Origin of the sequence: Sphingobium terrigena (genome assembly GCF_003591655.1) — a bacterium.
Lineage (GTDB): Bacteria > Pseudomonadota > Alphaproteobacteria > Sphingomonadales > Sphingomonadaceae > Sphingobium > Sphingobium terrigena.
In genome coordinates this window covers 62,409-88,861 of the sequence record NZ_QVRA01000007.1, presented here as the reverse complement: position 1 = coordinate 88,861, position 26,453 = coordinate 62,409, and the positions used below count along the sequence as shown (strand labels likewise).

Sequence of the window (26,453 nt, the reverse complement as noted above, 5' to 3'; positions counted from 1 at the left end):
AAAGCCAGAATTGGCGGAGTTTCCGCGCAAGACAAGACATCCATTGCAGCCTGTCAGGCCGCCCGGATACATGTCGTAGGGCTGTAGAGGGACGGTGAGGGACATCGGCGGACGTAGAGGGAATTGGCGGGGATTTGCCTGCCTCATCATCCATGCGCATTTTCTCAGGCACTGTTGCCTGATTGCCACGATTTTTACGCTCGCCGGTCCCCGCAGATCGTCTGAGCTATGATGTATTTAGCATATCCATCGTCCTTTTCGATGGCCTGCCCGTCGCGAATCAATCTGCCTCAAACGATCCCACCCCGCAAGGGCGCGGGTACTGAAGTGCCGACTGCGCCAATATCGCGCTAATTCTTCCAATTGTGTTTTAAAACTGCCGAGGCGCGCCTGCTATGTTGGCATGATGGGGGCGCTTCCTGCCTTACAGCCGCGCAGGCCGAATTGACGCGCCGAAAACGTCCGACTGCGCTATTGCTACGCGTCGCTGTAGAATGATGTGTCCCCACCACCATCGCCGCGATAAAAGAGATGTGGCGGGAACCGGTAAAAGCTATCGACGCTGCAAGCAGGCGTCGAGGTTGCGCGGGTTAAGGGGCCTTCCATTCACCGCCACAAAAGAACGGGTGATCTTCACCGCAGTTGCCACATAATCATGTGGTCAAAAATGGCCCGCCTCATCCGCACATAGATGATCGAGAAGAATTGCGGCTTGGCGGGTTCCTAGACAGGTGCGACCTCCAATCCTGCTGTGAAAACGAGGCATGAGGGTCATCACTCCATCCAGCTTAGCCCATTTTCCCGACATACGCCGCCCGCAGACAGCGCATTGAGCCTGTCGCGCTCGCTTCGGTGGCCGCTTCACATCCAACAGTTCCAATCTCCTTTTGGGCGACACGGTGCTGCAAAGTGCCATTACTGTCCCAAACCGTCGCCCGCTCAGCCGTATCCGTGCGATGCAACGCAGATGAAATGCCAATCTATTCCGTTGTGGCTCCCAGCGGGGTAAGCCTACGTCGGGGATAGTGGCATGTTCGCGCCCGCCTGACTTTAACACACAGGGCTTTCTGCCAACATGGAATTGATTGGAAGCCCCCCTTACAACAGCTCGCTGCAAGGTCGCCATGGCAGGGCTTGTTCTCATGAACCGATGGCGGGCGTCCCCGCGCATTCCGCACGGGCCGCGCTCTATTCCGCTTCGCTCCACCGAGCCACCGCTGCGCGCCGTCTCGTCGCCTTCGGCGTCACGATCGCATGACGCGGGGATTGCCAGGTCAATCCCCATGGGGACATCGCGGCGACCGCGATGGCGTTAAGCGGCTCCGGCAAGCGGTGTGGGCGTCGCTACCCTCTAGGCCCGTCGCGGCGGACCGCAACCCGGCGGTGCCGGGTCTTCCTCTTCGTTTCAGCCTTGCAGGTGCAGCCCGCCTCTGCCGACGCGCCTTCCGGTCGCTCTCGCCGCCCACCCCGCTCTTCGGGGCCGGTGTTTTGGCAAGGAGTAAGGACAATGGAACTCAAGCATATCGATATCGCCTGCCTCTCGGTCTCGCCTGCCAATATGCGGGGCATCAGGAAGGCACCGGACCTCACCAATATCCTCCCGTCCGTTCGCGCGCGGGGCATCCTTGTGCCGCTGATCGTGCGGCAGAATGGATCGCCAGACACCTATGAAATCGTGGCAGGCAAGCGGCGCTATCATGCAGCGCTGGCCGTGGCGGAGGAAAGCGGGAGCATCGACCCGTTGCCCTGCGCCGTCATGGAAGCGGGCGACGATGCGGCGGCGCTGGAGGCCTCGCTTATCGAGAATATCGCCCGGCTCGACCCCGATGAAATGACCCAATGCGAAACCTTTACGCGGCTGGTCCGGGAAGGCCGCAATGTGGAGGACATTTCCCTTACCTTCGGCCTGACCGCATTGCAGGTGAAGCGCACCCTTGCGTTGGGCAATCTCATGCCCCGCATCCGCAATCTCTATCGGGCCGAGAGGATAGATGCGCTCACCGTGCGGCACCTGACCCTTGCCACCAAGGGGCAACAGCGGGACTGGCTGGCATTGTTCGACAGTGAGAACGATCACGCCCCCATGGGTCAGAATCTCAAATCATGGCTGATGGGCGGCGCGGCCATTTCCACCAAGGTCGCGCTATTCGACCTCACCAGCTATTCCGGCGAGATCGTCTCCGACCTGTTTGGGGAGGACAGCTATTTCGCCTCTCCCTCCGATTTCTGGACGGCACAGATGGCGGCGGTCGAGGAACGAGCCGCAAGCTATCGGGAGGCAGGATGGCCGGAGGTCGTCGTCATGGAACGCGGTGCGTATTTCCACACATGGGAGCATGAGCGCTGCCCCAAGAAGAGAGGCGGACGGGTTTATGTCGCCATCAGCCATCGCGGCGAAGTCACCTTCCATGAGGGGTATCTGACCACCAAAGAAGTCCGGAGGCGCAAGAAGCATGTTGAAGGGGACGACGCCGGAACCAAGCCAGTGCGCCCAGAGATTAGCGCGCCGATCCAGAACTATGTCGATCTTCACCGCCATGCCGCTGTGCGCGCCGCCTTGCTCTCACAGCCTGCCATGGCGCTACGCCTGATGGTGGCTCATGCCATTGTCGGTTCGCCGATGTGGCGGGTGGACGTGGAGAAGCAGCGCGCCAGCACGGACGCCATCGCCGAGAGCGTGGAGGTCTGTGTTTCGGAAGCGATGTTTGACGCCGGACGGCGCGGGGTTCTGGCGTTGCTGGGCTTCGATACCGAAACGCCTACCGTGACGAACGGCTATATCGGGGATGATGGACTGCCGGGGCTGTTCTTGCGCCTGTTGAAGCTGCCCGACGAAGCGGTGCTGTCGATCCTCGCGATCGTGATGGGCGAGACGCTGACGGCAGGAAGCGCAATAGTCGAGTTGGTGGGCGCGTTGCTCCGCGTCGATATGGCGGCGGTCTGGCAGGCCGATGATGCACTGCTCGATAGCATCCGCGCCAAGCAAGTGATCGGCCGTATTGTCGGAGAGGTCGCTGGCGATGCCGTAGCGACGGCCAATGCCGGGGAGAGCGTCAGGGTGCAGCGCCAGATCGTGCGCGATTGTCTTGCGGGAACGGGCGGACGCACCAAAGTGGATGGCTGGGTGCCGCGCTGGATGGCCTTTCCCCCGTCAACCTATACCGACCGGGGCGGCGTCGGCAGTGCCGAGCGGTGGAATGCGATTGCGCCACTGTTCGATACCGCCAAAGCCGCCGATGAAAAGAAGGCGCAGCCAATGGCCAAAGCCGCCTGACCTTGCCCGACCCGGAGGCGGCTTCGCCTCCGGGTTCCTCGCGTCCGCAAGCGCGCGACCGGGACGGGCACGATCGATCCCGATTTGAAAAAACCGCCCCGGCCAAGCCGGGGCGGTTCGTTTCTTGCTGGAACCAAAGAACGACATTCCACAGACGGTTGGCTACAAACCGCCAATCCTGTCCCCTCTTTGTTTCGCACCCATTTTTTGATAAGCTGTCCGCGCGTTGCGCAAAAGGCAGCGCCAGGACTGCTAATCCTGCCCAGAGAACCAACTCGGAAACCTCGTTTTCCGGGATGCCGTCGCGTATGTCCAAACCTTCGGGTCAAAGGCGGCGGCGCATGTCTCTGGCATGTTAGCAGTTCCGGCGGCTCCCGCGCCCAGCGCGCGGGAGTTCGGGACCAATGCCGCATCCACCCCGTCGCTTCCGCCTCATCCGCCATGGATGCGGAGTGGAGGTCTTATGGACGACAACCATGATGCGCTGGCCCATGGTGCGGACCAACGGCGCGCGACGCGCGATCACAATGAGATGCGCGAGCGCGTCCTGGCACGCGTGCTTCATCTCGATGCCTTCGGCCGAATGGCGATGGAACGCGCTGTACGGATATTGCGCGCCTACTTCGTCGATCGCCGCAGCAGCGCGCCGAGGCGCGGGACGCTGCACTGGTTGATGCTGGTAGGCGACCATGCCGACACGGGCAAGCCGGTGAAATGGGGCAACGAACCGCTCGTCTTCGACATCTGGGGCTTTGTCGATCATGAGGCCTATAAGGGACTGGAACGCTACTGGGGCCGCGCCCAGGCCGTGCTTAAATCGGAACTGGGTCGGGCAATAGCCGTCGAGCTTTCCGTCTTCACCATTGCCGAGGCCGGACGCTTTCATCTTACCAATCCCTGGCTGGCCAAGCGCTATGACGGTGGGATCATTCTCTTCGACCGGGCGATGGACCCGCCAAGTGCCGAACGCCAAACGATCCATGACCGGATCACGGCGGGGGCCGACGCGCTGGACGAGCCGCAGAGCGCGGCGTTCGCCCAATACCGCCGCCGTGGTTTTGACCTCGCCCGGATCGCCAACAAGCTGCACGCCAGCGCCGCAGAAGCCGAAATGCATCTGTCGGAGGCGTTCGGCGCATTGCTGGCCCGCCTTGGCGACGATGCACAGCCCCAGTCCCTGCGTCCCGGCCTTGGCCAGCATCCCCGCCATAATCTCGACCTCTATCACCGTCCCGGCGACTTCGACCGTATCCTGGCCGTGACATTTTATCGCCGCGCGGTGGATTTCGTGGGGCTGATGGTGGAAGGGCATGCGCGTGATCGTCCCTCGCTCGTCGTGCGCGAAGCGGCCAATGCGAGCGAGTTTGCGCTAAAGACGCTCCTGCTTCGCGCAGGTTGTTCCGACGAGTGGAACCGCCAGCATATCGGCCTCGATCTTGAGCGGGAGCTGGAAGAGGCGCAGGCAAACGGAATGCCGCCGCCCTCGCCGGAACTGGCGCGGCTGATCCCGCCGCTGTCGCGCTATCACCGTCAAGGACGAACGCCCGATCAGGCGCGCGCCGTGCTTGCCGTCATGCCGCCCGCCGAGATCGTGGAGACGGTCGCGACATTGCTCAACGCTGTGGGACGGATCACCGGCTACACCGGCCTGCCGGGGGAGAGGGGTGCATGATGTTGCGCACCGATCTCGACCATCTGCCATTTGCCATGCAGCAGGAGGTCCGCCGAATTGCCGCGCTGCTGTTTGAGGGGTTCGACGCCATGCTCGCGGGCAAGCGCACTGAACGCTACAAATCAGGCCATATCGTCAAGTTGATCCTTTATGGCCATCATGCGGCGCAGAATTGGGCATTCGCTCCTCCCGCCGCGCCGATTCGGTTGCTCGCGATCGTCAACCACAACAAGCTTGCTGCCCGCCGCGGCGATTGGACGGCGGTGCGCGATCGGCTCCGCCGGGGGTGGGAATTGGGTGAAATCACGCATCCGGTGCGGCTCTGCGTACACAGCCTGAGCCACGTGAACCACGCGCTCGTTCATGGCGTGCCATGGTTTGTCACGATCGCGACCGAGGGCATCGCGCTTTATGAGGCGAGCAGCGCGCGAATGGAGTCGCCACGCACATTGCCTGCCGCCCGTCATCATGAACATGGAAAAGCGGAGTTTGCCCGTTGGCATGGGCGTGCGACGGAATTCCTGTTGGGTGCAGCATTCTATCAAAGGCGGGACAATATGCCGATGGCAGCGCTGCTGCTGCATCAGGCCTGCGAGCATCTCTATCAGTGTGTGGCTTGGTCACTCACCCTGCACGGGCTACGCACCCACGCGCTCGACGAATTGCGCGAGGTGGCCGAAGAACTGGACAGGGAACTTGCCAAAGCATGGCCGCGCGACACCCTGTTCGAGCGCCGTGTCTTTGGCTGCATCCGTCGCGCTTATGTCGAGGTCCGCTACGGCCGGAACTTCCGCATCAGCCCGGAGGAACTGGCATGGGCGATGGAGCGTGCCGCAACCCTGAACCATCTGGTGGAAAATAGATGCCGCGAAAGACTTGACGCAAGAGCTACCGCCATCGGGGAGACTGCGCATGGGTGAGCCGTCCCAGCAATTGCGCGCGGCCTATGACGCCGCCATGGCGCGAATCCCGGTCGTGACGCGCGCGATATTCCTGATGCACCGCGTGGACGACCTCTCTTACGCCGAAATCGCTCATCGCTTGTCCATCAGCGACAGCGCAGTTCAGGCATGCGTGGCTGAAGCGCTGGGCATGATCGCCGCGATCCTGGATGGCGGCGTGTCGAAGCGTTGGAGAAATACGGACATCGCGCCTGCCGAAAGCGACCTGCGCCGCCGTTATCGCGCCTCGTGCCAGGAGCGCTTGCGCGCTTTGGGCCATAGCGAACCGCTGGCCTGGGATAGCGGGTGCGATGACGACCTGATCGTCAACATCGCCTTTCTCCAGACGCTGCCCGCGCCGGTTCTCGAAACCTTTCTTCTCAGTCGCGTCGATGGCCTCAACTACCGGCAGATAGCCAAACGCATGTGGACACTGCCCTTCGTCGTCCGCCGCAGGATGCTGTATGTGGTTCGCTCCCTCGATCGGCAGCCCATGACGTTCGAGCAATGGTTGCGCGCAGGGGCATTGGCAAAGGATCTGACGACCTGAGCGACATATATCACGGAAAAGGCGAGGCGAGGCTGCTCGTCAGGCATCACACTGCGGGCGATGCCGCGAATTATCAGCGATGCATGATGACTCCTCAGTGTGGGGCGTTTGCTCCCTTCGGCGCTGCAAGGAACGAGGCCCCACCGGATGCAGTCCTCAAGTTGTGGGGCCTCGCCGGACCTCTTTTAGCTGCCGTGCATGAATATTGAATGACCGGGAATGAACGATAGGCCCATAGCGAGCAATATCGCATGCATCATGCTAGAGGGTATTTTGGTCTGGATCACCGACTTGTGCGGCTGGAACGTGAGCACCGCCGATATCTATCGCCAGTATCTGAGGGCGATCGGGAGCCGATGCCAGTTTCATGATAGCGCGGCGTTCGATCTGGAAGTCCCGATCGCCCCATCGCACCCATATACAAAACTTTATCCGCATGGGGTGGCTGGGGTTCATAACATGATCCAATGCCTGGTTGAGCGACAGGCCGACCAGTTCGGGCGTATACTCCCCTTCCCGTGATCGCCTTACGCCAACGATGGCCGAAGCATCCCATGGCACTGGTAGTTTTTCGCATAGCTTCGGCATCTCTCACGCATATAGCGGTGTCATGATCGAGGCAAGCTGGGCAGTATCGAATTATCGTGGTGCCGGAATCGGTTCGCCACCTTTCATAAACGGTTCATCTGCCGTCTTCTAGGGGCGCTATCCCGGCGCTAATGCCCCCCGCTCTATGCCGGGCTGCGAAGCCTTGCTTTGTGACTGACCCCGCAAAGAAAGACTTCGCAGAATCTCGCCGATCCTGTCAACACGGGCACTTATTGGGTCTATAAGCAGCCGGGGAGATTCAGCAGGGCATCTATCGCAAACCCATCACTCAACACAAGCCTTCGCGGTTTCTCAGCCACTTCAATCCGGACGAGATTGGCGCCGATTTGTAGCCAGAAGCTGTCATCCCCCTTTCGGATCAGGTCGATGACCATAGAGACATCTCGGTTCCACCGTTGCATGGTTTCGTGATCTCGACCACCGAGGCGGTACAAAGGGTGATTCAGTTTTGTTAGATCGCGCTGAACGCAGGAAACAAGATATTCGGCCATCAATTCCACATCGGTTAACCCCGACGCCACAAAAGGGGGGGGGCGCCGGGGTCTGATCGAAGCACGCCCTGGTGGGGACCGTAAGGACGCATTAATGGTTTTGCGTATAATCATGAAAAAGTGATTAACGAAGCGTTGTTATCAGAGATCGGCCAGCGCTATTTCCGCAGTTTGCCGGACGGAGTAACCCCGCTACTGTCGCCTTGACACGTCGAACGCCATAGTCGCTCGGCTTCATCGACAACAGGCAGCAAGTCCTGATCGGCCCAGACCGATTGAAGGCGGGAGCGCACGGCGTCGGGTTCGCCATCGCGTGGGAACAGCGGATCGGCCCTGGAAAACATGATCAGACTATGCAAGTCGCCATTTATCTCGGCAATCTCGGCGAGCCATTGTCCGAATGGCAGTCCAGGGTTGGGCGGCGGCGATGTCACAGGCATACCTCAATAAGATAGCAAAATGGCCGATTTCACCGGCTGACCTTCCATCCCGCTCCTATGTGTTCTTTCACCGCTATGCGATGCAATTGTTACACAACCGTGCCGTTCCTTCCATCGGAATAGGGGCCGATGGAAGCAGAAAGCGACGCTTTGTTCGGACGGCTCGGCGAATTGTTCGTCTACATCCTTCCCGCCTGGCCTTCCCTGGTTCCGAGGACGTCACCACGGGGAACCGAGCAGCACATTGGCATCACCCTTGGCTGAATTTGCCGCGCGGTGGACTGGCCTGGCCTCGCGTTTTCGCGTCCAGCGGATCGATGTCCTTGGCGAACCGCAATCCTGCCAGTTCATCCCTAACCCAAACGGTCGTGGCCGCGATTTCTTCCAGGCGCCCGATGTCGAGTAACAGCGTCTGTCCAACCTTCAAGTGTCCGGCGCCATCGATGCAAGCGCCTCCCGCCGATATGTTCCGCACGCGATGCACCGACGGCTCGGCGGCAGTGAATCCGGTCGCCCTTCCCCGAAGGAACACGCTCTCTCGCGAAGCTACACGGCGATTTATTCGGCTGGGCATGCTTCCTTTTTACCGATCGAGGCTTACCAACTGATTGAAGCGTTGCCGGACAGCTTTGAGCTTTCGATCTAGGGCAGCGCGCTGGCCTCGCATGTGACCGATGCGCCGGAGTATGCGGCAGAGATGCTTTATCCGTCGCATAGTCGCTTGCCATGACGAATGCTGCCATCAGGGAGCGGCCGATTGCGATGGTACGACGCTAGTTTTACCTGCGACATGACAACGGCTATGATTGGCGATCAACCATGTTGCACAGAGCGGCGAGAGGTCACTGCGACGCCTCGCCATCGGCTGCGGGGTAATGGATCATCAACTTGCGAGGTGGAAACATGAGCGCCGCCGATTTCTACCACCAGAACGCCGCCAGCGAGCGTCTCGCGGCTTCGAAGGCAGATCTCCCCAACCGGCGACGGCAGCATGAGCAGTCCGCTGAACGTTGGGAACAAATGGCGCGCGCTGCGGAGGAGACCGAACGGCGCACGTTGATCAATGAGGCCCAGAAGCGCGCCTTCCGATAACCGTTGGTCGCCATGCGCGAGTGAACGCAACGGCTGGATATGCAGGCGCGTATCCTACGCTGGCTAGGCAGCTTCGACCATCACTGGCAGGAAATCATTGCCGATGTGCCCGGAACCGGGAAGCTTGCGTGCATTCCGGCAGTCATCGGCAGCCATGCAGTGGAATAGTTCAGTTTCATGCCACTGCACAATCGTCGGGATGGCCCCGCCTCAGCGATTTATTTCTGCGTTTGCTCGGGCGTCCTCTGCGGTGAACCCGCGCTTCCCCTTGCGCTTCCAGAGGGCAAGCGCGTTGGCGCGTTCCTCTCCGCGCAGCCGGTCGGCAAGGGTGAGGAACGCGCCGTAGAGCGTCGCGCGATCATCATCGGTCAGATCGACCAGCCCCGCCTTGATGACGAGGCCGCCCAGTTCGATCAGATGCCGCGTTCTCTCCCGCCGCTTGACCTGCCAATCCCGCATGTCGGCTCGTGCCTTCCGAGCCTCAAGTCGATGACGCGCCGCCGTCGAGTGGGAGAGTACCGCTTTGCTGGCCAGAAGGTCCGCCCGCAGACTTGCCGCCTTTGCCAAGAAAGAACGCCACGCCCGCCTTGCGCCAGCCCTCCTTTGTCGCGGCGTCCTTCACCGTGGCAACATGGAGCAGTGCCCCGGCCAGTATATCGGCGTCGAGCGCATCGGCCCCGGTCGCGGCCACCAATTCGCCAAGTTGCCTCACACGCCGCTCCTTGAGCGCCTTGGCCTTGTCAGCCAGGGCTTTGAGTTCCGAATCAAAATCGCGGGGCTTGCGCATCGCAAAGTCTCCATTGAGTGTTGATGGCGCTATGATCGCCGCGCAGTAGAGTCGCCGGGACAGCCTGACACCGCCTAGTCCCGTCCGAGAAATTTTCGAGAAGGGCGCGCTTATACGTCGTTCCGACGTGCGCTTGAGCGTAGTAGATGGACGATCGTCATGGCGATCTTCCACTTCTCCGTTCAGGTCATCAGTCGCGCGGCGGGGCGTAGTGCCGTCTCCGCTGCTGCCTATCGTGCAGGCGAACGCCTGCACGACGAGCGCCTCGACCGGCCCCAAGATTTCCGTGCCCGCTCCGGCGTCGAGCATAGCGAAATTTTGCTGCCCGAAGGTGCGCCCGAACATTGGCGCGACCGCGAACGCCTCTGGAACGATGTCGAGGCTTTCGAGAAGCGCAAGGACGCTCAGCTTGCCCGCGAGGTCGAGTTCGCCATTCCGCGCGAAATGACCAAGGCGCAGGGCATAGAACTGGCCCGCGATTTTGTGTCTGCCGAGTTTGTCGATCGCGGCATGATCGCCGACCTCAATGTGCATTGGGACATAGGCGCGGATGGCCAGCCTAAGCCGCACGCGCATGTCATGCTCACCATGCGGGAGGTTGTACAGCGCGAGGACGGCACCGCTGGCTTCGGACCGAAGGTGCGCGAGTGGAACGATCATGAGAATGTCGAGCGCTGGCGCGAACGCTGGGAGACCCACGTCAACGCCCGCCTTGCCGAACTCGACATAGACGCGCGCATCGACCGCCGCAGCCTTGCCGAGCAGGGCATAGACCTTGAGCCGCAAAGCAAGATTGGTGGTCCCGCGCACCGGATGGACGCCCAGGGGTTGGAAGCCGACCGCGCCGAGATGCACCGCGAGATTGCGCGGGAGAATGGCGAACGCATCATCGCCGATCCCGGCATCGCCCTTAATGCCATCACCCACCAACAGGCGACGTTCACCAACCGCGATATGGCGATGTTCATCCACCGGCATAGCGACGGGCAGGAGCAGTTTAACGTCGCCATGCGCGCGGTGCGTGCTTCGCCGGACCTGATTGCCCTGGGCAAGGACGGGCGCGGCGACGAGCGGTTCACCTCGCGCGATATGATCGAGACCGAACAGCGGATGAGCCGCGCCGCTGATCGGCTTGCGATGGACCGGAGCGATGGTCTCTCGGCGGCGACGACCTACGCCATTCGCGCCGCCGAGAGTGCGGGCCTTACCCTGGGGGCAGAGCAAGAATCCGCGCTGCGCCATATAACGGACGGGCGCGGCTTGTCACTGGTGCTGGGTTATGCCGGGACCGGCAAAAGCGCCATGCTGGGCGTGGCGAGCGACGTTTGGGAAAGCGCGGGGCTAAATGTTCGCGGCGCGGCGCTTGCGGGCATCGCCGCAGAGGGGCTGGAGAATGGCTCCGGCATCGCGTCGCGCACCATCGCCAGTATGGAACATGGCTGGGCGCAGGGCCGCGATCTTCTAACCTCCCGCGACGTGCTGGTGATCGACGAGGCGGGCATGGTCGGCACGCGCCAGATGGAGCGCGTCCTGTCGCATGCCGCCGATGTTGGCGCGAAGGTCGTCCTTGTCGGCGATCCGCAGCAATTGCAGTCGATCGAGGCGGGCGCGGCGTTCCGCGCCATCCACGAGCGCCATGGCGGCGTCGAGATCACACAGGTTCGCCGCCAGCATGAAGGCTGGCAGCAGGATGCTACCCGGCATTTGGCGACCGGCAGAACCGGTGAGGCGATTGCCGCCTATGCCGACAAAGGCATGGTGCATCAGGCCGAGACGCGCGATGATGCGCGGCGCGATCTTGTTGAACGCTGGGACCGCGAACGGCAAGCAAATCCCGATGCCAGCCGCATCATCCTGACCCACACCAATGCCGAGGTACGCGACCTCAACGAGGCGGCGCGCGCGGCAATGCGCGATGCGGGCGAGTTGGGCGACGAGCGTCAGGTGAAGACAGAGCGCGGCGACCGCCTGTTCGCGCCGGGCGACCGCATCATGTTCCTACGCAACGAACGTAGCCTGGAGGTGAAGAACGGCACGCTGGGCACCATCGAAAAGGTAAGCCCGGACCATATGTCCGTCCGCACCGATGACGGGCGTTTCGTATCGTTCGACACCAAGGATTATCGCGACCTCGACCACGGCTATGCCGCTACCATCCACAAGGCGCAGGGCATGACCGTGGACCGGGCGCATGTTCTGGCGACGCCGGGGATGGATCGCCACGGGACCTATGTCGCCATGTCCCGCCATCGTGATGGGATGGCGCTTCATTATGGCCGCGACGATTTTCGCGATCAGTCCCGGCTTGTCCGGACGCTCTCACGCGAGCGCGGCAAGGACATGGCCACCGATTACAGACAAGCCGACCCCGCAAGGGAATATGCCGAACGACGCGGCATTAGCTTTGGCGAGCGCGTCGCGGAAATCGTCAGGCCGATTGTCGAGAAAGCGCGGGGCATATTCGACAATTTCCGACCCCATATTCCTTCACGGCAGAAGCACGACATTTTCGCGGGTTTCCAGCCGAAGGCCGAGCCGCGCGCACAGGAGCAGGCCGTTCGGCACCAGCCCGAACACGACACGCAGCCGCTTCGCGCAGGCGGCGTACGCGGCGCGGTGGAGCGCTATGCCAAGGCGCTGGACGCGATCCACCAGACACGAGTGCAGGGTCTGGACGCCATGCCCCACCAGCGCGAGGCACTCGACAGGGCGCGGGATGCACTGGACGCGATCCGGCCCGAAGGTTCCTCCGACCTGAGCAGCGCGTTCAGCAGCAGCCCGGAGCTTGTCCGCGAGGCCGCCGAGGGGCGCGGCCAGGCGGCAGTGCGGGCGATGAGTCAAGAGACCGAAATCCGTATGGACCCGTTCCAACGCGCCGATCGGTTCGTGGAAGGGTGGCAGCAGTTGCAGCGCGATCATGCCGAGCTTGTGCGCGACGGCAATTTCCGAGGCGCGAAGAGTGCCGCGCAGCAGATGGCGGGCATGGCGAAAAGCCTTGAGCGCGACGCCCAGCTAGAATCGGTGCTTGGTCTGCGCAGCCGCGAACTTGGGCTTACGATCGGCCAGCAGGCGGGCCGCAGCCTATCCCACGACCTCGCATCTTCCATTCCTTTCGATCACGGACGCGACATCGGTCGCGGCATGAGCCGCTAACCCCAAGGAGACCATGACATGGATGACGAACAGAGCCTTCTCAACGAACCGGAGCCGGAACCCCGGCCCAATGCCGCCGCCGAGGCGTTCGCCCATCTCTCGGAGCGCGTCGCCGCTATGGAGGAGCGGCTTGAAGGGCGCATGGCGGTGATGGCCCGCGCGCTTGAGCATATCGCCGTCGAAAAACAGAGCATCGAATTTCCCGACTACGGACCGACGCTTGCCAAGATGAACGGCTATCTCGCGACGCTGGCAGGGCAGACGAAGACAATCATGGATGCGCCCGCCATGCAGTTGACGCCGGAGAGCATGGCGGAGCGGATCGACGTGGCGGCGGATGCCGCACGAGCGACCGATAAGGCAACCATCAAGAAATCGCTGGAATTGCATCATCAAGCCCATGCGGATCTGATGCGCGCGATCGGCGCTGTTCGCACCAAACAGGAACAGCGTTGGCACATCGCCTGCCTCGGAGGCGGCACAGCGCTGGCCTTATCGCTTCTGTGGATGATCTATCCCGGCTGGGCGGCCAGCATCGGCCCGCAAAGCTGGCTCTGGCCGGAACGGGTTGCCAGTCGCACGCTAGGCGAGCCGTCACTATGGGATGCTGGTATCCGTCTCATGCGCGCAGGGAACCCAGAAGGCTGGCAGGCAATCGTGGACGCCGCCGACCTGGCACGCGAAAACCGCGAGACGCTTGCCGCATGTCAGAAGGCCGCGTCTAAAGCTAAGGAGCCGGTAAGTTGCACGGTTAGGGTATTCACCTCGATCAACCCCTAAAACGGGCTGTTCGGCGCACATCGGACGAACTCGCCAAGCTACTGGCTCGCGATGGCACCGTTAATATGCTGGGCGCCGTCCGTACGCGGTTTCCCTGGCTGCGCCACGTCTTTGCCGACGGCGACTACGCTGGCAACAAGTTGCGATCTGCCCTCGTTGGCATCGGCAAGTGGACTATCGACATCATCAAACGCTCGGACAAGGTCAAAGGCTTCGAGGTGCTTCCTAGCCGATGGGATGTTGAGCGTACCCCCGCATGGCTCGGTCACTGCCGACGCCTCGCCAAAGACTGTGAACCGTCCGTCGCATCGTCCACCGCTTGGACTCTCATCGCTCAATCCGAATGATCACACGCCGAACGGCAAGATCCTGTCAAATATGAGAAACTTCGGAATCCGGCTCTTAACAAAGTCGATCTCGGGATAAAGCGAATGAACGGATCCTGTAAATTGCACAGTCGCGATGCGGAACTGGTTCGAGTACACTCCTGTTCCTCCATAACGAAACTTCACCGGCCAAAGATATCAATGGTTTACTATTTTTTTGCACTTTTATCTCTATGATTCAATGGCTTGCTTAACGGCACCCTTGCACCGCCGTCACGAGAAACCTGGTTTGGAGGCACGTCAAACTGCTGCACCAACTCGACCCGTGTCTTCTCCCTCTTCAGGACAGTGCCCCCTTCGCTTTGAATGCCGGGCTGTGATTACGGCGTTTTCTTTTTCTCATCTCTGCTCCTGTTACAGAGCCATCTTGGTTGCCGTCCGGCAGAAAATCCACTTTTCTCACGATCGTTCCCCAGATCACTCGTCTTCAATCTAACGGCAGCGTAGCGTCGACACGGATGCTAACAGCATGACGCCGGCAGCAAAAGCCATCGTCCAGATCGGCTCGTTCGGAAAAAAATGCCGCATGATCGTGCCCATCACGGTCGCAACCAGCAGTTGCGGAATTACGACGAAGGCGTTGAACAGACCCATGTAGATGCCGAGCTTCGCCTGCGGCACGCTGGACGCCAGCATGGCATAGGGCATGGCGAGGGTGGATGCCCAGGCGATGCCGATCGCGACTTCCGAGAGCAGCAGCAGTTGCGCGTCGCGCAGGAACAGGAAGGACAAGAAGCCCAGTGCGCCCAGCATCAGCGCGATGGCATGGGTGTTGGCCTGGCCGATGCGGCGGGCGAGCGGTTGGAGCAGGAAGGGGGCGGCGAGAGCGGCGACGCCATTATAGGTCGCGAACAATATGCCGACCCAGTTGGCCCCGGCATTATAGGCGGGGCTGGCGGGATCGGCCGATCCGAACATATATTGGGCGACGACCGGCGTGGTATAGATCCACATGATGAACAGCGCGGACCAGGTGAAGAATTGGACGAGCGCCAGTTTCTTCATCAGCGGCGGCATGGCTGCGAAATCGCCGACGACATGGCTGAGCAGATTGTCGTTGCGACCCTGGCCATGGAGCCAGCGCGCGGCGCCAAAGGCGGCCAGCAACGCGCCGAGCAGATAAAGTTCCTTTTCCAGCGACCATGTCCACACGATCGCCAATATGGCGATGCCTATTGCGATCCAGCCTGCTCCACCCGCAGGCATGGCGCGGGTTGCCGGTGCGAGGCCTGCGGCGTCGTCATCGGCCCGCGCAAAACGGGCCATCTGGTCGGGGGCATATTCGCGTGTCGTCAGCACGGTCCATAGCACCGCCAGGAACAGCGCCGCCCCGCCGATATAGAAGCTGATCCGTACCGTGTCGGGCACCCCCGGCCCGACGGCGACATTGGCGACACCCATCCGGTCAAGCATCCAGGGGGTGGCCGACCCGATCACGGCACCTGCGCCGATGAAGGCGGTTTGCAGGGCGTAGCCAGCCATATGCTGATCCTTGTCCAGCATGTCGCCGACAAAGGCGCGGAACGGCTCCATCGATATGTTCAACGATGCGTCGAGTATCCAGAGCATCATCGCCGCCGCCAGCAGACCGGGGGCATTGGGCATCCCGATCAGCGCCGCTGCTGCGAACAGGGCACCCACAAAGAAATAGGGGCGGCGACGGCCAAACCGGCACCAGGTCCGGTCGCTATAATGGCCGATGATCGGCTGGACCAACAGGCCGGTCAGGGGCGCAGCGATCCACAGCAACGCCAGATCGTCCAGGCTTTCGCCCAGCGACTGGAAGATGCGGCTCATATTGGCGTTCTGAAGGGCGAAGCCGATCTGGATGCCGAAGAAGCCGAAGCTGATATTCCACAGCCCCGCAAAACCCTGTCGGGGGCGGGTTACCTGTGTGCTGTCATTTTGCCCGTCCATCCCGCATCCGCCCCTTAACTTCGCATATTTCCCGGCAATTTCGATATTTTATTGCCCGTTTCTGATCCTATCGGAAAGTCGGATGTCGATGCAGGCCGCGGTTGGAAGCATAGAGATCGCGCGGCCTGTAGGACAGGAAATAGGATGTCAGCGCCGGCGTGGTTTGCCGCCCGCCACGAAACGGATCGCCTGACCGCCACCGGGTGCCAGCGCGATCGTCAGCCGGTCGCCCTTCCTGACCGTCTTCTTCTCGATCACGATCGCGTGGCGCGCATCGGTGCGATAATCCGCGCCCGGTCCGTCACGGTAGATTTCCGCGACATAGCTGCGCCCGGCATCCAGAAAATCGAGCGTCGCCTGGCTGGCGCGGGCTTCTTCGTCGCCAACCGCACCCAGATACCAGTCATCGCCGCCCTTTTCCTTGCGCGCGATCGTGACATAGTCGCCGACTTCGCCGTTCAGGACGCGGGTGTCGGACCAGTCGGTCGGCACATCCTTGATGAACTGGAAGGGGCCGGGATATTTCGCGTAATTTTCCGGCGTATCGGCGGCCATCACCACGGGCGAATACAAGACCACATAGAGGGCGAGTTGCTTGGCGATCGTCGATTGGATCGTGCTGCCTTCCGACCCGGAGAGGCTGAGGACGCCGGGCGTGAAATCCATCGGGCCGCCGAGCATCTGGGTGAAGGCCAGATTGGCTTCATGTTCCGGCGGGTTCTTGCCGCCGACCCAGGCATTATATTCCATGCCCCGGCCACCTTCGCGCGACACCCAATTGGGGTAGGTGCGGCGCAGGCCGGTGTCCTTGACCGGTTCGTGGCTGTCGATGCTGACCTTATATTTGGCGGCGGCCTGCACCACGCGCAGATAGTGGTTCACCATCCACTGGCCTTCATGCCATTCGCGATGGTGGGTGCCATCGGCATCGACGCGCTCGATCTGCCCGGCATCGGTGACATAGCCGGTCTTGACCACCTGTTCGCCATGGTCGGCTGCCCATTTGAAGGCGCTGTCGAGTTGCGCGTCATAATGGCTAACCGATCCGCCGGTTTCATGATGGCCGATCAGCGTGACGCCCTTCGATCTGGCATAGGCCGCAAGCGCGTCCGCGTCGAAATCCTCGGTCGGTTGCGAGAAATTCATGGCATTGCCATTGCCGAACCAGTTGCCGTCCCAGCCGACATTCCATCCCTCGACCAGCACGGCAGGGATGCCGCTGGCGGCGGCAAAGTCGATATAGCGGCGGACATTGGCGTTGGTCGCACCATGTTTGGGACCGCGCGCCCAGCTCCATTCGCCCTTGATCATGTTCCACCACACGCCCACGAACTTGCCCGGCTTGATCCAGCCCGACACGTCGCCCAGCTTGTTGGGTTCGTTCAAGTTCAGGATCATGTGGTTCATGTAGAGGCCCGCCGCATCGTCGGCGATGGCGATGGTGCGCCAGGGCGTCGAGAAACCCGCATCACGCGAGGCTTTGGCAGTGCCAGCGCCAGGCGTCAGGGCGGCGCGGAACATGTTGCCCTGCACCCGCGCCAGGTTCATCGCGCTATAATCGACCAATGCCGCTTCATGCAGCGCGACATGGGTGCCGCTGGCGAGCTTTACCGTCATGACGGTCTGCGCCGTGCCGACCGCATCGAGCGGCGTCTTGTCGTAGAGATATTCTTCGCGGTTCCATTCAAAGGCGGGCTTCCACCAGGCGGTGCCGGGCTGGGCGAAGGCGAACTGGGTCAGTTCCTCGGCGATATTGGCATGGTGCAGATTGGGCTGGTCGGGCAGGGTGTAGCGGAAGGCCACGCCATCGTCGAACAGGCGGAAGGTCACATCCATTTCGCGCTGAAGGTCGGTTTTTTCGCGGAAGGCGAGGCGGATTTCGCTGTGATTGTCGCGGATGGTCGACCATTCGCCCCAGGGCTGCGTCCAGTTCGTGTCGCGCCGGTCGCGCTTCGTGTCGGCCAGCGTCAGGTTGCGCTCGATCTTGGGCGCGTCGGTGAGCATGAAGCCAAGGCGGCTGTCGGCGATCAGCGGCTGGCCGTCGCGCTGCACGGCGTAGCTGGGGCGGCCTTCGCCATCCAGGCTGACGGTCAGGGTGATGCGACCATCGGGCGAGGCGGCCTTGGCGACGACATCGGCGCGTGCGGCGATCGGGGCCAGCGACAGGGCGAAAAGCGGGATCGCCAAAATGCGGAGGGTGGGCGCAGTCAGTCGCGTCATGCTATATGTCCTTGATAGTGGGCGACGAGGGCGGCGGCGGCGGGGAAGTGCCATGCCGTGGTACCCCCGCATGTCAGCATCGGCTGCCAGCGGTCCGCATCGTGCGGCGTCCAACTGACCGGCTGATCGCCAAGGTTGAAGATGCAGAGCAGCTGTTCGCCGCCATGGCTGCGTTCGAAGGCAAGCAGGTCACCGGGCATCTCCCGAAAGTCCACGGTGCCGGCGCGCAGGGCAGGATAGGCCTTGCGCAAGGCGAGAACCTCACGAGTCCAGTGCAGCAGGGAGGCGGCGTCCGCCTCCTGCCGATCGACGGCGAGCGGGCGATGCGCTTCCCCGATCGGTAGCCAGGGTTTGGCGTCGGAGAAACCGAGATAGGGCGCATCGGCGATCCACGGCATCGGCGTGCGGGCGCCGTCGCGGGACAGGGTGAGTGGCCAATTGGCGATGGCTTCGGGGTCTTGCAGATCCTCGAACGCGATATCGACCTGCGACAGGCCCAATTCCTCGCCATAATAGAGGAAGATATTGCCGCGCAGGCAGGCGAGCAGCAGCATTTTCATCCGGCAATAGGCTTGCGGGTCATGGTCCTTGGCCCAGCGCGACACGGCGCGCGGGGCATCATGATTTTCAAAGGCCCAGCTTGGCCAGCCGATCCCCTGTTCCGCCGGCCATTTTTGCAGCGCGCTTTTCATCAAGTCGCTGGTCAAGGCAGGGGCATAGAGGAAGTCGAAGCCATAGGCGGTGTTGAGGCGCTGGTCGCCCTGAGTAAAGGCCTTCATCTCCCGGTCGCTGTCCGCGCCGCCGACTTCGGCGACGGTGAAGCGATCAGGATAGGCGTCGAACACGCTGCGGACTTTCTCCAGGAACAGGGGGATGTTCGGGTGGCTCTGATTATAGGTCTTGATCTGGAAATCGAACGGGCGGGTGCGCAGGCTGCCATCGTCGGGTGCGGGCGGATTATCGCGCAGCTCTGGATCGTGCATCGAATGGTTGATCGCATCGATGCGAAAGCCATCGACGCCCCGGTCGAGCCAGAAGCGGATGATGTCGAACACGGCCGCCTGCACGTCCGGGTGGTGCAGGTGCAATTGCGGCTGTTCGCGCAGGAAGCTGTGCATATAATATTGGCCACGCCGTGCGTCCCAGGTCCAGGCCGGACCGCCGAAGACGGACTGCCAATTATTGGGCGGTGATCCGTCCGGCTTGGCATCGGCCCAGACATACCAGTCGGCCTTGGCATTGTTGCGGCTGGCGCGGCTTTCGACGAACCAGCCATGCTGGTCGGATGTATGCGCCCAGACCTGATCGACGATGACGCGCAGGCCCAGCGCATGGGCACGGGCGACCAGCGCATCGAAATCGGCGAGCGTGCCGAAAATCGGATCGACGTCGCAATAGTCCGACACGTCATAGCCGAAGTCGCGCATCGGGCTTTTGAAGAATGGCGACAGCCAGATCGCATCGACCCCCAGTGACGCGACATAAGGCAGGCGGGCGGTAATGCCGTTGAGGTCGCCGATACCGTCGCCATTGGAGTCGGCGAAGCTGCGCGGATAGATTTGGTAGATGGCGGCACCGCGCCACCATGGTTCAGGCATGTCGGTCATTCAGGGGACTTTGCAGATGGGGAAGGCAGCGCGCGCACGGCGCACAGGCTGTAGCCGAGCGGGGGGAGGGTGACGGCCAGGCTGCCGGGGGCAGCGACTGGGCCAGCGCAGGGTGCGCCCGCCAGCGTGACGAAAGCGTCCGACCGGACATCGACCTGGACATGGGTCTGGATCGGCGCGGTCGATGTGTTGAAGGCGATCAGATATTCAGCGCCAGTGTCGGGGTCGAAGCGGGAGAGGGCGAACAGGCCGGGTTCCTCCGACCGGGCGCGTACCACCTGCTTGCCCCGGCGCAGGGCAGGGTGGGCGGTGCGCAAGCGGGCGAGCGCGGCGATGGTGCGATAGAGGCTGTGCGCGGGATCGAAGCGGGGCGTGGCGGTCGTGGCGTCCGTGCCGACGAGGCGGTTGTCGTTGTAGATGGCGACCTTGCTGCCGAACATATCCTCGCGCGCGTCCTGATCGCCGCCGTCACCGGAAAAGCCCTGTTCATCGCCATAATAGAGCGTTGGTGCGCCGCGCAGCGTCAGCATCATGGCGTGGCCGAGCGTGACGCGGTCCAGCACTTCCTGTTCGCTGGCGGCGGGAAAGGCGCGGCGGACGAAGGTGGCGAAGCGGCCATTGTCATGATTGCTGATGAAGGTCGGCAGTTGCCGCGCGGTGGCTTCACCCTGGACATAGAGGGCATCGCCCTGGAGCATCTTTTCCCACAGGGCGGTTGCGCCCTTGCCCGCGACGGTCTGGATCGCGACCTGATGGAAGGCGAAGTCGAGGACCGAGGGAAAGCCGCCCTCGCGCGTGTGCCAGGCAAGTGGGCCGGACAGGATATCGCTTTCCGACACTTCGCCGAAGATGTGGAAATTGGGGATGCCTTTGGCTTTTGCGCGGGCCTGCATGGCGGGGACGAAGGCCTGCCAGAAATGCGGGTCGACATGGCGGGCGGTATCGACGCGGAATCCATCGACACCGAAACGGTCGATCCAGTCGCCGAATATCTCGATCATCCCCGCGATGACGCGCGGATTTTCGGTCATGAGGTCGTCCAGCCCGACGAAATCGCCCATCGTCGCGCTTTCGCCGCGATAGGTCGTTTCGCCCCGGTTATGATAGAGGGTGACGTCGTTCAGCCAGGCGGGCGTCTTGGCCTGTTCCTCGCCCTTGGGGATATAGGGCGTATAGGCGTAGGACGGATCGGTCAGTTGGGCGAAATTGTCCGCGCGATGGTCATCATCGCTGGTGAAGCCGGGATTGATCGGCTGGCCGGTGACGCCGCCGCGCCGTTGATAGGGATAGTCCGCGCGCGAGCGGTAGGTGCAGGCGGAAACGGCGCATTCGCGATAATGGATGACGTCGGCGGTGTGGTTGGCGATGATGTCCATATAGACTTTCATGCCCCGCCCGTGTGCGGCCTCCACCAGTGCCGCGAAATCAGCGTCGGTGCCGAAATGCGGATCGACATGGTTGAAGTCGGTGATCCAATAGCCGTGATAGCCCGCGCTTTCCTGGCCCTTGGCGCCCTGCACCGGCTTGTTGCGGAAGATGGGGCCGACCCAGATGGCGGTCGCGCCCAGCCCCTGAATATAGTCGAGCCGTCGGGTGAGGCCTTTGAGGTCGCCGCCATGGAAAAAGCCCTTGGCCGTGGGGTCATAGCCATGGGTCAACCGGTCGCCGCCAAAGTCGCCCTTGTCATTGCGCGGATCGCCATTGTCGAAACGGTCGGGCAGGACGAAATAGATGATTTCATCCTCCGGCAGGCGGGCGCGAAAATCTGCGGGAGCGGGCGGCGCGGCGGGTGCTGACAGGGCGGGGGTGGCCAGCGCCATCAGCGCGGCAAACAGCATGGGATTGCGCTTTCGCATTCCTCTTCCTCCTCTGGTCCGCACTGGCCTGATCGCCGCGGTCTTATGCCCCCTTCTTAGTCGGCCTTTGTCGGTGCGGCCAAGGATGCGACATACGTATTCAAAGCCCGGCTTTCCAAGCGTGCCGGAGCGGCGTAGGATCAGGCGATGGCCGTCAATGAGAAAATCACGTCGTTCGACATCGCGACATTGGCCGGTGTTTCCCAGCCGACCGTATCGCGCGCGCTGCGCGGCGACCCCACGGTCAGCGAGGGGACGCGCAAGCGGATCGAGGCGATCGCCCGCCAGCTCAACTATGCGGTGGACAAGAATGCGTCATCGCTGCGCCGGGGAAAGAGCAACACGCTGGCGCTGCTGTTCTTCGAGGATCTGCTGCCCGACGAAAGCTGGATCAATCCCTTCTTCCTGTCGATGCTGGGGCCGATCCTGCAAACCTGCGCCAAGCGGGGCTATGACCTGCTGACATCCTTTCAGCAATTATCGACCGACTGGCATGTCGATTATGAAGATAGTCGCAAGGCCGACGGCATCATCCTGCTCGGTTATGGCAATTACGAGATTTACCGTGTCCGCCTGGAACAGCTGGTGGCGCAGGGGACGCATTTCGTCCGCTGGGGTTCGGTCGATGACCATGCGTTGGGCATGACCATCGGTTGCGATAATCGGCAGGGTGGGCGCGATGCGGGCCGGCATCTGATCGAACGCGGCCGCCGTTCGATTGCCTTTCTGGGCGATGCGTCCAACCGCTATCCCGAATTTCGCGATCGTTATGCGGGGCTGACCGAAGCGATGGTGGAGGCGGGTCTACCGGTCGATCCGGGGCTGCATGTCGATGCGCTGTCGATCGAACATTCCGGCCATGAAGCGGCGCGCCGCCTGATCGCGCGCGGCATTCCGTTCGATGCTATTTTCGCCGGGTCAGATCTGATCGCGATCGGCGCGATGCGCGCGCTGGAAGAGGCGGGGATGACGGTGCCGAACGATGTGGCGATGATCGGTTTCGACGATATTCCCGCGGTCAGCCTGACGCGCCCGCCGCTGACCACCGTTGCGCAGGATTATCTGCTTGCGGGCGAAGTGCTGGTCGATGCGCTGATCGCCCAGATCAAGGGCAAGCCGGTGACGCCGACGCTGCTGGCGACACGGTTGGTCAGCCGGATGACCGCCTGATCGCGTTTCACACGCTCGCGCAGCCCGAACGGTGGAAATCGGCAATGTTGCTGAAAAAATAGGGACCGCCCTCTCCTGAAAGAAGCGGCGGTCCCGGAACTGCCTGCGTGCAGTCAGGCAGATTAGAGGGGCATCCTCCCCCGCCGGGGGCGGATTTAGGAGGCGTTAGAATTTGTAGGTGAGGCCCAGATAATAATCGCGGCCATAGCGTTGATAGTCGATGACCTGGCGCGGGTCGTCATTCTGGTAGGTGACGAAGGGCTGGTCGGTCAGGTTCTTGCCCTGGAGCAAGATCGACAGGCCGGTGAGCGGACCCGACTGGAATTCATAGCCGATCTGTGCGTCCAATATGCCTTCCGCCTTGGCCGTGCGGAAGGTGGGGGCTGCCGACAGGCCAGCGACTTCGCCCAGGAAGGATGAGCGGTAGCGATAGCTTACTCGTGCCTGGAAGCCGCTGCGTTCAAAATAGGCGGTGCCGCTCGCGACCCATTTGGACAGGCCCGGCAGGGTCACGGTCGCGCCGGGATTGCTGCCATATTTGACTTCGCTGTGGGTGTAGGAGCCGCTGGCGAAGAGGCCGAAACCATCAAGGGTCTCGGTGAACAGCTTGAAGGGCAGCGATGCGGTGGCTTCCGCGCCGATGATCGTGCCCTTGCCGTTGTTGGCGGGTGCCTTCAACAAGCCGATGGCGCCGCCATTGGCGATGATTTCGTTGCGAATATCGGCAGGCAAGGCGGGCAGAAGCGACGAGAAGTCATAAGCGATATTGTTATTGGGATCGACGAAGTCGGTCAGGTTCTTGAAATAGCCTGACAGCGAGACATAGCCGCCATTGCGGAAATAGCGTTCCACCGACAGGTCGATATTGGTCGATTGATAGGGACGCAAATTGGTGTTGCCGCCGTTCGAGCTGAACGGGCTGTTGAACGGGTCGGAACCCAGGCCGATCTTTGAGGGATCGAAGCTGAATTCCTGGTTCACCCGCTCCTGGTCGAGGCGCGGGCGGACCATGGCCTGCGCCGCGCCCAGTTTGATGAAGAAACCGGGCTCCAGCTCGACCGACATCTGCGCGCTCGGCAGGAAATCGGTATAGCTGGTCTTGCCCGAAGCAGGCACCACCGTAACCACGCCATTCGCGAAGCTGGAAATAGTGCCGACCGAGCGCTGCCTGGAATGGATCACCTGCGCGCCGAACGCGCCCTTGAGCGGCTTGCCGCCCAGTTCGCCGTCCATCGTCATCTTGGCATAGCCCGTGAACACATCTTCCTTCACGAAGTTATCGCGCACGAGCGATTGCGGGCGATTATCATATACCGCGTCGAGGACATTATTGTAGAGATAGAGCGGATCAAGCGTCAGCATCGCCGGAACGCCCAGATAGCCGAGCGAGACGTTGGAGCCGAGCAGCGCTTCGCTGGGAACGGGGGCTGAACCGGGGGTGCCGCCCGCGATGGTGCAATCAGTGCCGCCCGTCGGACACAGGAAATAGCTGGTGAAGGCGCTGGTTTTCTTGCGACGGCTGTAATTGCCGCCGACTTCCCAGTTGCTGAAGATGCTGCCTTCAATCTCGCCCGTCAGGTTCGTGCGGAACGAGCGCAGATCGTCGATGAATTTGGGCTGGTTCAGGAATCCCGCCTGCACCACGGCGGTCGTGCCATTATAGCCCCAGCCATTGGGATCGGTCAGGCTGATGATGCTGGTGTCGGTATAGTCGATGGTCGGCACGATCTGAAACAGGCCGTTGGACTGGCGATCGACGCGCACGGTGTCGGGCACGCCCGACCGCAGATAGCCGGTGCCCGAATAGGTTTCGAGCAGGAAGTCGGTGCGCTTGGCGCGCGACCAGCTGGCATCGACGTTCAAGTAAAGCCTGTCGTTCAGGCGGAACTGGTTGTTCCAGCCCAGCGAGATGGTGTCGGCGGTGCGCTTGTTATAATCGTTGCGCTGCACGCCATAGACGTTGCTGAAGGTCGCGCCGGTGACGAAGCCATCTTCCACCGTCACATCGCTGACGCCGACATTGGTGCCCCAGACCAGCGGAAATTCGATGCCGCGCAGGCGCTGTTCTTCCTCAAAATGCGAATAGAGGACGTCGAAGGTCGAATGGAAATTGTCGCTCGGCTGCCATTCCAGCGTGGCGACCGCGCCGTAGCGCTTCAACAGGTTGGATTGGACATAGGGTTTGGCGCCGCCGATGATCAGGTTGTTGTCCGCATCGGTCGGATAGCCCCAGGCGTTGAAGCGCTCATTTTGCGACGGGGTGTGCGAGGCGGAGAAGCCGATGGCGAGGCCCAGCGTATCGTCGGCATATTGATCGACATAGGTGGCCGACGCGCGATAGCCATAACGTTCGCCATCCGGGTTCAGCTTGTCGAGGCCATTCATCTGGCCACGCAGGGCAACGGCGATGATGCGGTCATTCTTGTCGAGCGGGCGGAGCATCCTAAGGTCGACCGTGCCGGAAATGCCGGCCGCGATCAGGGCTGCGTCGGAACTCTTGTAGACATTGACGTTCTGGAAGAATTCGGACGGATATTGATCATATTCCACGCCGCGATTGTCGCCGACGGTCACCTGTTCGCGCCCGTTGAGCAGGGTGGTGGAAAAGTCCGGGCCAAGGCCGCGGATCGACAGGCGCTGGTCGCGCCCTTCGAGACGTTGGGCGGTGACGCCCGGCAGGCGGGCGAGCGAGTCCGCGATCGAGACGTCGGGCAGCTTGCCGACATCTTCGGCGGTGATGGAATCGACGATCAACACCGAATCGCGCTTCATCTTGGCAGCGGAGGCCAGCGATGCGCGGATGCCGGTGACGACGATGGCATCGACGGGTTGGTCGGCGGCGGCAGGCATATCGGTCGTTTGCGCGGAAGCGATCGACGATACAGAAAGCGTAACACTTGCCATAAGTGCCGTGCGCAGGACGGAACAGTAAAAATTGTGCATTGTAGAAACACCCTCCCCAAGACGCCTGTAATGGCGCTTCTTGCCGCTCTCGCGAATGTAGGAAAACGTTAGCTCGCGCTGGCCAGCCTGCACATAATCCCACATACGTATTCATGCGACCTGCAGGACATAACCTGCACCCCGGCAGTTCCTAGGTTCTAATTCGGGGCCAATTGAACGCCGCGCTCAGGCTTATTGTGACGGCGGTGCAAAAAGTGACGTTAAGCAAGTTATTGAAAAATAGTGATAAAATCCGCATTAAAATTGTAAACTATTGATATCTTTGACCGGTGAGGTTTCTCGCCTTTCCGCCTAAGTAGACTCTGTCCTGGGAGGGCCGATACGTGGATGCGTCGTTTCGACAATATATTGGCTGGGAACGGTTTCCTACAATTTAGCCGAACCGCAAGCCGTGCATTTCTTTCCGCCTTCTGAGGATGGTCGGCGAGCCATCCACCGCTGTCGGCGACCGCTAAACCGGTTAGGCGTGGCACGGATCAGATCGCAATTTCCAAGGAGTTACAACATTGCTGGTCCCGCGAAGGCTGGCATCTCGGGCGGCGGC

Annotated in this window: 17 protein-coding genes and 2 pseudogenes; 9 read left to right on the top strand and 10 right to left on the bottom strand. The window is 61.8% G+C overall.

The annotated features are described in order from the left end of the window. Positions 1-1,507: 1,507 nt before the first annotated feature. The 4 genes from D0Z70_RS09875 (at position 1,508) to D0Z70_RS09860 (ending at position 6,437) form a co-directional block, all read left to right on the top strand. Positions 1,508-3,274, top strand: a complete 1,767-nt coding sequence (locus D0Z70_RS09875; protein WP_066606300.1) for a ParB/RepB/Spo0J family partition protein — start codon at positions 1,508-1,510, stop codon at positions 3,272-3,274. A gap of 463 nt (positions 3,275-3,737) precedes the next feature. Beyond that, on the top strand, positions 3,738-4,946 hold the full coding sequence (locus D0Z70_RS24900) for a hypothetical protein (protein ID WP_182913915.1): 1,209 nt from the start codon (positions 3,738-3,740) through the stop codon (positions 4,944-4,946). Next, positions 4,943-5,866, top strand: coding sequence for a HEPN domain-containing protein (locus tag D0Z70_RS09865; protein ID WP_119745860.1), 924 nt, complete (start codon positions 4,943-4,945; stop codon positions 5,864-5,866). Before D0Z70_RS24900 ends, D0Z70_RS09865 begins: the two co-directional genes overlap by 4 nt. Continuing rightward, positions 5,859-6,437, top strand: coding sequence for an RNA polymerase sigma factor (locus D0Z70_RS09860; protein ID WP_119745858.1), 579 nt, complete (start codon positions 5,859-5,861; stop codon positions 6,435-6,437). Before D0Z70_RS09865 ends, D0Z70_RS09860 begins: the two co-directional genes overlap by 8 nt. An 827-nt stretch (positions 6,438-7,264) precedes the next feature. Here the strand turns inward: D0Z70_RS09860 and D0Z70_RS24615 are convergent. Both D0Z70_RS24615 and D0Z70_RS09845 read right to left on the bottom strand, forming a co-directional pair. Continuing rightward, positions 7,265-7,537: a hypothetical protein gene (locus D0Z70_RS24615; RefSeq protein ID WP_141249454.1), complete on the bottom strand. Its 273-nt coding sequence runs from the start codon at positions 7,535-7,537 to the stop codon at positions 7,265-7,267. A gap of 690 nt (positions 7,538-8,227) precedes the next feature. Next, positions 8,228-8,551, bottom strand: a complete 324-nt coding sequence (locus D0Z70_RS09845; protein WP_082679146.1) for a PilZ domain-containing protein — start codon at positions 8,549-8,551, stop codon at positions 8,228-8,230. Between the two features lie 329 nt (positions 8,552-8,880). Here D0Z70_RS09845 and D0Z70_RS09840 point away from each other — a divergent pair, with 329 nt between their 5' ends. After that, complete coding sequence (locus D0Z70_RS09840; protein WP_066606286.1) at positions 8,881-9,069, top strand: hypothetical protein; 189 nt, start codon at positions 8,881-8,883, stop codon at positions 9,067-9,069. A 210-nt stretch (positions 9,070-9,279) separates the two neighbouring features. Here the strand turns inward: D0Z70_RS09840 and D0Z70_RS09835 are convergent, their stop codons facing one another. Together D0Z70_RS09835 and D0Z70_RS09830 are read right to left on the bottom strand one after the other, a co-directional pair. Beyond that, positions 9,280-9,528 (bottom strand): conjugal transfer protein TraD, encoded by a 249-nt coding sequence (locus tag D0Z70_RS09835; RefSeq protein ID WP_066606284.1) that lies wholly within the window; start codon positions 9,526-9,528, stop codon positions 9,280-9,282. 22 nt (positions 9,529-9,550) lie between these two features. Further along, on the bottom strand, positions 9,551-9,856 hold the full coding sequence (locus D0Z70_RS09830) for a conjugal transfer protein TraD (RefSeq protein WP_066606283.1): 306 nt from the start codon (positions 9,854-9,856) through the stop codon (positions 9,551-9,553). A 159-nt stretch (positions 9,857-10,015) separates the two neighbouring features. On the opposite strand from D0Z70_RS09830, the gene traA reads away from it, so the two are divergent. The 3 genes and pseudogenes from traA to D0Z70_RS09815 all read left to right on the top strand — a co-directional run. Next, complete coding sequence (gene traA, locus D0Z70_RS09825; RefSeq protein ID WP_119745856.1) at positions 10,016-13,009, top strand: Ti-type conjugative transfer relaxase TraA; 2,994 nt, start codon at positions 10,016-10,018, stop codon at positions 13,007-13,009. 18 nt (positions 13,010-13,027) lie between these two features. Next, positions 13,028-13,789, top strand: a complete 762-nt coding sequence (locus D0Z70_RS09820; protein ID WP_119745854.1) for a DUF6118 family protein — start codon at positions 13,028-13,030, stop codon at positions 13,787-13,789. Positions 13,790-13,821: 32 nt separating this feature from the next. Next, positions 13,822-14,171 (top strand): annotated as a pseudogene (locus tag D0Z70_RS09815) (transposase); the annotation flags it as partial. Between the two features lie 219 nt (positions 14,172-14,390). Here the strand turns inward: D0Z70_RS09815 and D0Z70_RS25340 are convergent. From D0Z70_RS25340 to D0Z70_RS09795, 5 genes and pseudogenes are all read right to left on the bottom strand, one after another. After that, positions 14,391-14,518: pseudogene (locus tag D0Z70_RS25340) on the bottom strand (IS3 family transposase); the annotation flags it as partial. An 89-nt stretch (positions 14,519-14,607) separates the two neighbouring features. Beyond that, positions 14,608-16,092: an MFS transporter gene (locus D0Z70_RS09810; protein ID WP_119745852.1), complete on the bottom strand. Its 1,485-nt coding sequence runs from the start codon at positions 16,090-16,092 to the stop codon at positions 14,608-14,610. Positions 16,093-16,239: 147 nt separating this feature from the next. Continuing rightward, positions 16,240-18,312 (bottom strand): glycoside hydrolase family 97 protein, encoded by a 2,073-nt coding sequence (locus D0Z70_RS09805; RefSeq protein WP_119745850.1) that lies wholly within the window; start codon positions 18,310-18,312, stop codon positions 16,240-16,242. Further along, positions 18,309-19,919 carry an alpha-amylase family glycosyl hydrolase gene (locus D0Z70_RS09800; protein ID WP_119745848.1) on the bottom strand — a complete coding sequence of 537 codons (1,611 nt, stop codon included), beginning with the start codon at positions 19,917-19,919 and terminating at the stop codon, positions 18,309-18,311. Before D0Z70_RS09800 ends, D0Z70_RS09805 begins: the two co-directional genes overlap by 4 nt. Then, on the bottom strand, positions 19,916-21,775 hold the full coding sequence (locus D0Z70_RS09795; RefSeq protein ID WP_119745846.1) for an alpha-amylase family glycosyl hydrolase: 1,860 nt from the start codon (positions 21,773-21,775) through the stop codon (positions 19,916-19,918). Before D0Z70_RS09795 ends, D0Z70_RS09800 begins: the two co-directional genes overlap by 4 nt. Positions 21,776-21,922: 147 nt before the next feature. Here D0Z70_RS09795 and D0Z70_RS09790 point away from each other — a divergent pair, with 147 nt between their 5' ends. Continuing rightward, on the top strand, positions 21,923-22,945 hold the full coding sequence (locus D0Z70_RS09790) for a LacI family DNA-binding transcriptional regulator (RefSeq protein WP_119745844.1): 1,023 nt from the start codon (positions 21,923-21,925) through the stop codon (positions 22,943-22,945). Positions 22,946-23,110: 165 nt separating this feature from the next. Here D0Z70_RS09790 and D0Z70_RS09785 read toward each other — a convergent pair whose 3' ends face one another. Continuing rightward, on the bottom strand, positions 23,111-25,888 hold the full coding sequence (locus D0Z70_RS09785; protein ID WP_119745842.1) for a TonB-dependent receptor: 2,778 nt from the start codon (positions 25,886-25,888) through the stop codon (positions 23,111-23,113). Positions 25,889-26,453: the final 565 nt, after the last annotated feature.